Below are 7,629 nucleotides of genomic sequence, written 5' to 3'. Positions count from 1 at the left end.
CGCGTGCTCGAGATCCCGCGGCCGCGCTGGACGACCCACGACATGAAGTTCTTCGGCATCACGCTGCCCGACCGCGTCCCCCGCACCGTGCAGGACCGCGCCTACAGCTCGCCCATCTGGTACAGGCCGTGAACCTTCGGGGCTGTGCGGAACGAGCGATGCCGACAGTCCGGTCGCGAGTTGCCTGCAACCACCCGGTCTAGCCCTGACCTGCTGCGGGTCGGGCCAGTGCGCCCGGCTTGCAGGTCCGCGACACCGCGCAGCGAGACTGGAACCGGTCGGGCATCGTCGTGACGATCCGGTCTGCTCCTGTTGGTGAATTGCACGGGCTTGATCTCAAGTTCCGGGCAGCGGGCGCGTCGTCACCAGTATCCCGCGAGTTCGGCCAGCGCACAAAGATTTCGTAAATCCGTCGCCCCCTGACAAAATTGCTAAGTTCCCTTCTATTTTCCGACATTCTACAAATCCATAAAACTAAGATTGTTGGTAGGGAGGGTGTAATCATGGTTCATGGAATTCGTAGTGCTGCGATAAGCACGTCCGCTCTGGCGGTGGCGTTGCTGGCCACCCCGGCCATGGCCCAGGGCGAACCGGCAGAGCCCCCACGCGCTCCGGAAGCCGGGGAGACGGGACTGCAGGATATCGTCGTGACGGCCAGGCGCCGCTCGGAATCTCTGCAGGATACGCCTGTCGCGATCACCGCTGTTTCGTCCTCGATGCTGGAATCGATGGGCACCACGAAGATCGCGGACCTGCAGGGACAGGCACCGAACCTCCTGATCACGCAGCAGGTGTCGGGCGCGGCCGCGGCCAACATCTCGATCCGCGGCCTCTCGTTCGCCGACATCGAGAAGTCGTTCGACCCGACCGTCGCGGTCGTCGTGGACGGCGTCTTCATCGGCACCAGCACCGGCCAGTTCATGGACATGTTCGATATCGAGTCGATCGAAGTCCTGCGCGGGCCGCAGGGCAACCTGTTCGGCCGCAACACCATCGGCGGCGTCATCAACATTCGCAGGACCCGTCCCAAGAACGAGTTCTCGGGCAAGTTCCAGGTCGAATACGGCAATTTCGACACGTTCTCCGGCCGAGCCGTCCTGCATGTGCCGGTCAGCGACACGGTCAGCGCCAAGCTGTTCGGCTTCCATACGCGGACGGACGGGTTCTACGACTACTTCGCGGACGGCAGCCCGCGCGGGGGTGGCAGGAACTGGAATTACGGCGTGGCCATCGGCTTCGAGCCGACTGCCGAGTTCGACGCGCTGCTGACGGTCGAACAGCAGGAATCGACGCACGACAACGGCGTGTCGAGCATTTCCGGGACGGGCGAACTGTTCTGCGCGTTCGCCCTGCCAATCGAATGCGATCGCAACACGACGTCCGACCTCTATACCACCTTCAGCGATCCTAGCCGGGCGACTTACAAGTCACCCGCCGTCACGCTGGAAATGAACTACGATGCCGGCGGCGTTGGCCTGACCTCGATCACCAGTTACCGCGAATCCGAGGATTCCTCGTTCGAGGATGTCGATGGCCTGACCGAAAACCTCTACCGCGTCGACAGGTCCTCGAACTATCGCCAGTTCAGCCAGGAACTTCGTGCCGCCGGGGAATTTTCCGACACGTTCGACTACGTCGTCGGAGCCTACTACTTCGACAGCCACTACAACCTCGACCAGTACACCGACCTTTTCGGCGGCGGTTTCTATCGCAGCCAGTACACGGTGGGCGATTCCACGAGCTACGCGTTCTTCGGCGACTTCAACTGGGAAGTCCTGCCGACCGTCCGCGTCAACTTCGGCGGACGCTGGACGAAGGACAAGAAGGCGCTGCAGACGATGGCTCCCGATGCCACGGGCACCTTTGCCGACTTCGGTCGCAACTCGAAATCGTGGAGCAAGTTCACGCCCAAGGTCAGCGTCGACTTTCGTCCGACCGACGATCTCATGTTCTATGCCTCGTGGTCGCGTGGCTACCGCTCGGGCGGCTTCAGCGGTCGCGGTCTCGACTTCGTTTCCGCCACCACGCCGTTCAACCCCGAAACCGTCGATTCCTACGAAGTGGGCCTGAAGTCCGAGTGGCTCGACAACAGGCTGATCTTCAACCTGGCGGCGTTCTTCACCAAGTACGACGACATCCAGCAGAACATCACCAAGTCGGGCGGCTCGACCGGCAACATCACCATCGTCGAGAACGCAGCGTCGGCCGAGGTCAAGGGCATCGAGGCCGACATGACCATCCTGCCGGTCGACCGGCTGACCATCCGCGCGGCGCTCGGCCTGCTCGACACGAAGTTCAAGGGCTTCGTGAACCAGGAAGCCTACACGATCACCGATGCCGACGGTAACGTCGTCGAAGCGGGCCTGCACACGTACGATTATTCGGCCGTGGACATGATCTATGCACCCGACATCACCGCATCGATCAACTTCAGCTACGAACAGCCGCTCGGTACCGGCGAACTGCGCCTCAACGGCAGCTATCGGTACATCGATCCGTACGACCAGCAGATCTCGCGCGATGCCCGCATCCCGGTGGTGCAGAATTCGGGTACGACGGTCCTTACCTCGAACGATCCGCGTGTCAGGACCGACAAGCAGAACCTGCTCGATGCCTCGATCACCTACTCGATCCCGGTCGGCGACGGCGAGGCGAACGTGACCGTCTTCGGTCGCAACCTGCTCGACGACCGGGGCGCGGCGACGGCCTTCACCGTGGCCGGGCTGTGGTCGTTCGCCACGGCGCGCGAACCGCGCGCCTACGGTGTGTCGGTCGGCTACGAATTCTGATTGCAGTTGGTGTCGCCGGCGGGCCCTGCGTTCGCCGGCGACACGTCTGTCCGATCGGTGAGGCCGCGCGTTGGCCGGCACTGGGATCGTCGATCGGTCCCCGCCGGTGAGGCAAGCAGATTTCGGAGCGGGCTTGCCGGCGTCGCCGGAGAGCGGCGAAGCTGTGCATGATCCTCTCGGCAACGAAGCCGACGATAAGGGGCGGCAGATGACAGGATGCTGCCTGCCATCTGCCGGGATTCATGCAATTCAGCCCATCGTGGCGAAGGACGTCGCCGCGGCGAGATCAATGCTCGTTGCATCGTACGTCGACGATTGCAGGCCTCCCGCTTCCTGATCGACCCACATCTCTCCCTTGTCCGCATCGGCTCCCGAGTGCGGGACCAGGAGACCGGCAAAGTCGCCGCTGCCCTGATCGGGCGTGCCGTCGTCGTCGAAAAGGTCGGTCAGCCTGAGGCGAACGCCGGTTCTGGTCGCGTCACCGCTGCCCTGGTCCGGAGTGCCGTCATCGTCGCCCGAGCCGCCCGAGGTCGGAGTGCCCGGAGCATCGCCGCTGCCTTGGTCCGGAGTGCCATCGTCGTCGCCCGAGCCTCCTGAGGTTGGAGTGCCCGGAGCATCGCCGCTGCCCTGGTCCGGAGTGCCGTCGTCATCGGAGCGCTCCGTCAACCTCAGACGCGTACCTGTCCGTGGAGCATCGCCGCTGCCCTGGTCGGGCGTACCGTCATCGTCGCCGGAGCCGCCCGAGGTCGGAGTGCCCGGAGCATCGCCGCTGCCCTGGTCCGGGGTGCCGTCATCGTCGCCGGAGCCGCCCGAAGTCGGAGTGCCCGGAGCATCGCCGCTGCCCTGGTCCGGGGTGCCGTCATCGTCGCCGGAGCCGCCCGAGGTCGGAGTGCCCGGAGCGTCACCGCTGCCCTGGTCGGGAGTGCCATCGTCGTCGTCCGAGCCGCCCGAGGTCGGAGTGCCCGGAGCGTCACCGCTGCCCTGGTCGGGAGTGCCATCGTCGTCGCCGGAGCCGCCCGAAGTCGGAGTGCCGGGAGCATCGCCGCTGCCCTGGTCGGGCGTACCGTCATCGTCGCCCGAGCCGCCCGAGGTCGGAGTGCCCGGAGCGTCACCGCTGCCCTGGTCGGGAGTGCCATCGTCGTCGCCCGAGCCGCCCGAGGTCGGAGTGCCCGGAGCGTCACCGCTGCCCTGGTCGGGAGTGCCGTCATCGTCGCTGCTGTTGTCGCGGTCATCATCGTCATCGCGGTCATCGTCATCGCGATCGTCGTCGTCGTCGCGATCATCATCTTCGTCGCGATCGTCGTCCCTGCCGCTATTCTCGCTGCCCGGCCCGCTGTTATCGGTCAACCGCAGCGTCGTCGTCCGGCTGTCATCGTCCTCGCCTGATTTCGACATGCCGCCCTCCTTTCAAAGTAATGACTTGCCTGCATCTGAGCGACGACCGGAGGTTGCCCGAAGGATCAACGCCGTCGTCTCGACCTCTAACGAGAAGGGACGGTCGATTATTCCATGCCTGTCGAACATTTCCCTCGCGGAGGTCGAGCCGCGAGAGCGAAGGCGTCGCGATCCGGCGGGCCACAATGCTCAGTGCCAGGTACCGCTGCGGATTATTTCGCGATGTCCATGAAATAATCCGCGCTATGGATCGTTCTGGTTAGCAGCAAGACGTGTTGGTTCAGGGAATGGCTGAGGCAAATCCGGAGATACAAGCCCGGCTGATCTCGTTTCTGCCGCGGCTGCGGCGGTTTTGCCATGGCCTGGCCGGCACTAGGGAAAAGGGGGACGACCTGTTGCAGTCGACAGTCGAACGGGCGTTGTCCCGGATCGACCGCTGGAAACCGGACTCGGACCTGGAAAGCTGGATGTTCAAGATGGCGAGCAACCTCAACATCGATCTCATACGTTCCGAGCGAAGGCGCGGTGTCGCCGTCGACATCGATCTGGCGAACGACCTTCCGTGCGAGGACGGGTTGACGAAGCTCGAAAGCCGTTCGGAAATCGACGCCGTCGGCACCGCACTGGAGGCGATGCCCGAAGAGATGCGGCAGGTGCTGTGCGCCGTCGTGATCGACGGCCAGAGCTACAAGGACACTGCGGAGTTGTTCGATATCCCTATCGGAACCGTGATGAGCCGTGTCTCTCGCGCGCGAAAGTTCATCGAGCGCCACTTGGCCAGTTCCTCGCAAGCAGGGAAAGCAGCATGAAGCGTTCCGACGAAGAGATTTCGGCGTGGCTGGATGGCCAGTTGCCGCCTCACCATGCGGCGCGCATCGCGACGGAGCTGGAGACGGACGACGAACTGCAGGGACGTGTCGCTTCGCTACGGAATATCGATGCTCTCGTGCGCAAGGCTGTTCCTCTCGATGACGCAGTTCCGGTCGAACTTCTTGAAAGGCTCGGTCTCGGCCAGGCGCCAGCCGAGACGAATGTCTTGCCGCTGGCGTTCAGCCGTCCGCAGCGGCGGTCTTCCGCGAAAGTAACGACCGGCGGGCCAGGAACCGGGAACCGTCGCTGGTGGAAAGCGGCGGCGCAGGTTGCCCTGGTCGCCTGCCTGGGCCTTGCCGGCGCCGCATGGCTGGGAAGCGCCGATGGCGATCGTGCCGCGCCATATCGCACTCTCAGCGCTCCCGCTGCCTCTCAGGTCGGCGGGAATCCTTCCGCTATCGTGCTGTTCGACGAAAGCGTGAGCGAGGCGCAGGCGAGGACGATCATACGATCCGCAGGCGCGACTATCGCCGGCGAGCGGACCGCGTCCGGTGCCTGGCCAATCGGCCTTGATCCCGCCGAGAGCGAGGATATTCTCTCGGAACTGCGGAAGTCCGAAGAAGTGCTTCTGGCAGAATCGATCGAGGGAGGATGACGATGCTTCCGCGCCGACTGGTCACCGCATCCCTTTCGCTGCTTGCACTCGCCTTTCCGCTGCCTGCGATGAGCGCCGCCGATGTCGATGCCGGAACCTCCCGGATCGAGGAGGCACAGCCGTCGCGCAAGGTGATGGTGATGCTGGACCTGTCGGCGAACCACTACCGGGCCGGAAGCGGTTACGGCGGGGCATACGGCGACGCCATGGGCCAGAAGATTCGCCTGAAAATGGCCAGAAGGCTGGCCCGCAAACATCGCCTGAAACTCGTCGAGAACTGGCCGATGGAGCGGATCGGGGTCGATTGCATCATCATGGAAATCCGCGACGGTCGATCGGTGGAGGATGTTCTGGCGATGCTGGCCGCGGCTCCCGGCGTCGCATGGTCCCAGCCCCTCAACGAGTTCAGCGTCCAGGGGACCGGGAACCTCACCTACAACGACAAGCTCTATGGCGCGCAGGCGGTTTCCTCACGCTGGAAACTTGCCAGGCTTCATCGACTGACCACCGGGCGCGGCGTCAAGATCGCCATTGTCGACAGCCGGATCGACACGGCCCATCCCGACCTTGCCGGTCAGATCAACCTGACTTCCGATTTCATCGACGAGAAGACCGGGCGGGCCGAGAAGCACGGTACCGGCGTTGCGGGAATCATCGCGGCCCGTCCGAACAATGCAGTCGGAATCGCCGGCATCGCGCCCGACGCGACCGTTCTGGGTCTGCGCGCCTGCTGGGAAAGGTCCGACGGCCGGGAAACCGTGTGCGACAGTCTGAGCCTGGCCAAGGCGCTGGTCCATGCGCTCGAAGCCAGGGCAGACGTCATCAATCTGAGCCTGACCGGGCCGAGTGACCGATTGCTCGAAACGCTTGTCTCGCAAGCAATCGGGCGGGGTGCGACGGTGGTGGCCGCGGCTGTGCCTGAAATCGAATCGCCCACTTTTCCTACCAACGTGCCGGGTGTCATCCCGGTGGCCGACGAACGCTTGTCAGCCCAAAGTTCACGCGTCTACATTGCGCCCGGACAGCGCGTGCTGACTACCGAGCCGGAGGGAAAATGGAATATCGTGACCGGCAGTTCCTATGCGGCCGCGCATGTCACGGGACTGGTGGCCCTGCTGAGGCAGCTCGCTGAACGTAATGGTTCGCTGCAATTTTCGGCATCTTCGTTCGGGCACTACGGCACGATCGACGCCTGCGAGGCGGTCGCTCGCGTATCGCCTGCCAGTTCGCGTTCCTGCCAATAGGGTCGCAGGTTCAGATCGCGAGTTGCTTTCGATAGCCGTCTATCTCGGACTCGCGATTATCCTTCTGTTCGTGGGCGCTGCACCGGCGAGTGCGCAAGTCGCGATGAACGTCACACTTGCAAGTAACGACGTGTATCGCGGTCGCAGCCTGAGCATGGACGACCCGGCGCTTTCGCTCGCCCTGGGGATGGACGATCCAAGCGGTGTCTACGCAGGTGCAAGCGTCGCGATCGCTGCCGGCGACAAGGACGTCCGCATCAGCAGTTCGTCGCAGTACGTCGGATATGCGAGGCGTTCCGGACGCGTCTCGATGGAAATCGGCGCTATCCATCGAAACCATTCCGATTCCCTCGACCCGGAATATCGCAAGGACTTCTTCGAAGCGTACATCGGTCTCGCCCACAAGACTTCGAGCGTCCGCCTGTACGTGTCGCCAGACTACATCCCCGGGAACCGGCTGACGACATACCTCTCGGTCGACACCGAACTGGCCAGGGTGAAGGATTGGTCGATCACGGGGCACACCGGCCTGACTCTCAAGCCGTCGCGCCGCGACGATGGCACCGGAGACTACGACACCGAATTCGACTGGTCGCTCGGCGTCGGTCGGACGATCGGGGAATTCAACGTCGGACTTGGCATCGCCGATTCGAACGACAGCGACCCGGAACCGTTCGACGGGCCGCTGCTTTACGCCACGATCAGCCGCGCATTCTAGCTATCGGACGTCGAAAGG

General features: G+C 63.8%; 7 protein-coding genes. 6 read left to right on the top strand and 1 reads right to left on the bottom strand.

Annotated elements, in window-relative coordinates; translation table 11 throughout:
• The first annotated feature begins 3 nt into the window (after window positions 1-3).
• Both FHS75_RS09225 and FHS75_RS09220 read left to right on the top strand, forming a co-directional pair.
• On the top strand, window positions 4-132 hold the full coding sequence (locus FHS75_RS09225) for a DUF3604 domain-containing protein (protein WP_342356013.1): 129 nt from the start codon (window positions 4-6) through the stop codon (window positions 130-132).
• Between the two features lie 371 nt (window positions 133-503).
• A complete protein-coding gene (locus FHS75_RS09220) occupies window positions 504-2,789 on the top strand; it encodes a TonB-dependent receptor (RefSeq protein ID WP_179407368.1) in 2,286 nt (761 codons plus the stop codon).
• Between the two features lie 249 nt (window positions 2,790-3,038).
• Here the strand turns inward: FHS75_RS09220 and FHS75_RS09215 are convergent, their stop codons facing one another.
• Window positions 3,039-4,184 (bottom strand): hypothetical protein, encoded by a 1,146-nt coding sequence (locus tag FHS75_RS09215; protein ID WP_179407367.1) that lies wholly within the window; start codon window positions 4,182-4,184, stop codon window positions 3,039-3,041.
• Window positions 4,185-4,471: 287 nt separating this feature from the next.
• Here FHS75_RS09215 and FHS75_RS09210 point away from each other — a divergent pair, with 287 nt between their 5' ends.
• Genes FHS75_RS09210 through FHS75_RS09195 form a run of 4 tightly spaced genes read left to right on the top strand, consistent with a single transcriptional unit; the run spans window position 4,472 to window position 7,611 of the window.
• Window positions 4,472-4,993 (top strand): RNA polymerase sigma factor, encoded by a 522-nt coding sequence (locus tag FHS75_RS09210; RefSeq protein ID WP_179407366.1) that lies wholly within the window; start codon window positions 4,472-4,474, stop codon window positions 4,991-4,993.
• On the top strand, window positions 4,990-5,649 hold the full coding sequence (locus FHS75_RS09205; protein WP_179407365.1) for an anti-sigma factor family protein: 660 nt from the start codon (window positions 4,990-4,992) through the stop codon (window positions 5,647-5,649). Before FHS75_RS09210 ends, FHS75_RS09205 begins: the two co-directional genes overlap by 4 nt.
• A 2-nt stretch (window positions 5,650-5,651) precedes the next feature.
• A complete protein-coding gene (locus FHS75_RS09200) occupies window positions 5,652-6,893 on the top strand; it encodes a S8 family peptidase (protein WP_179407364.1) in 1,242 nt (413 codons plus the stop codon).
• 22 nt (window positions 6,894-6,915) lie between these two features.
• Window positions 6,916-7,611, top strand: coding sequence for a TorF family putative porin (locus FHS75_RS09195; RefSeq protein WP_179407363.1), 696 nt, complete (start codon window positions 6,916-6,918; stop codon window positions 7,609-7,611).
• Window positions 7,612-7,629: the final 18 nt, after the last annotated feature.

Origin of the sequence: Novosphingobium marinum (assembly GCF_013408095.1) — a bacterium.
GTDB lineage: Bacteria > Pseudomonadota > Alphaproteobacteria > Sphingomonadales > Sphingomonadaceae > Novosphingobium > Novosphingobium marinum.
Note: the sequence above shows the minus strand (reverse complement) of the source record. Positions and strands in the feature narration are given on the sequence as shown.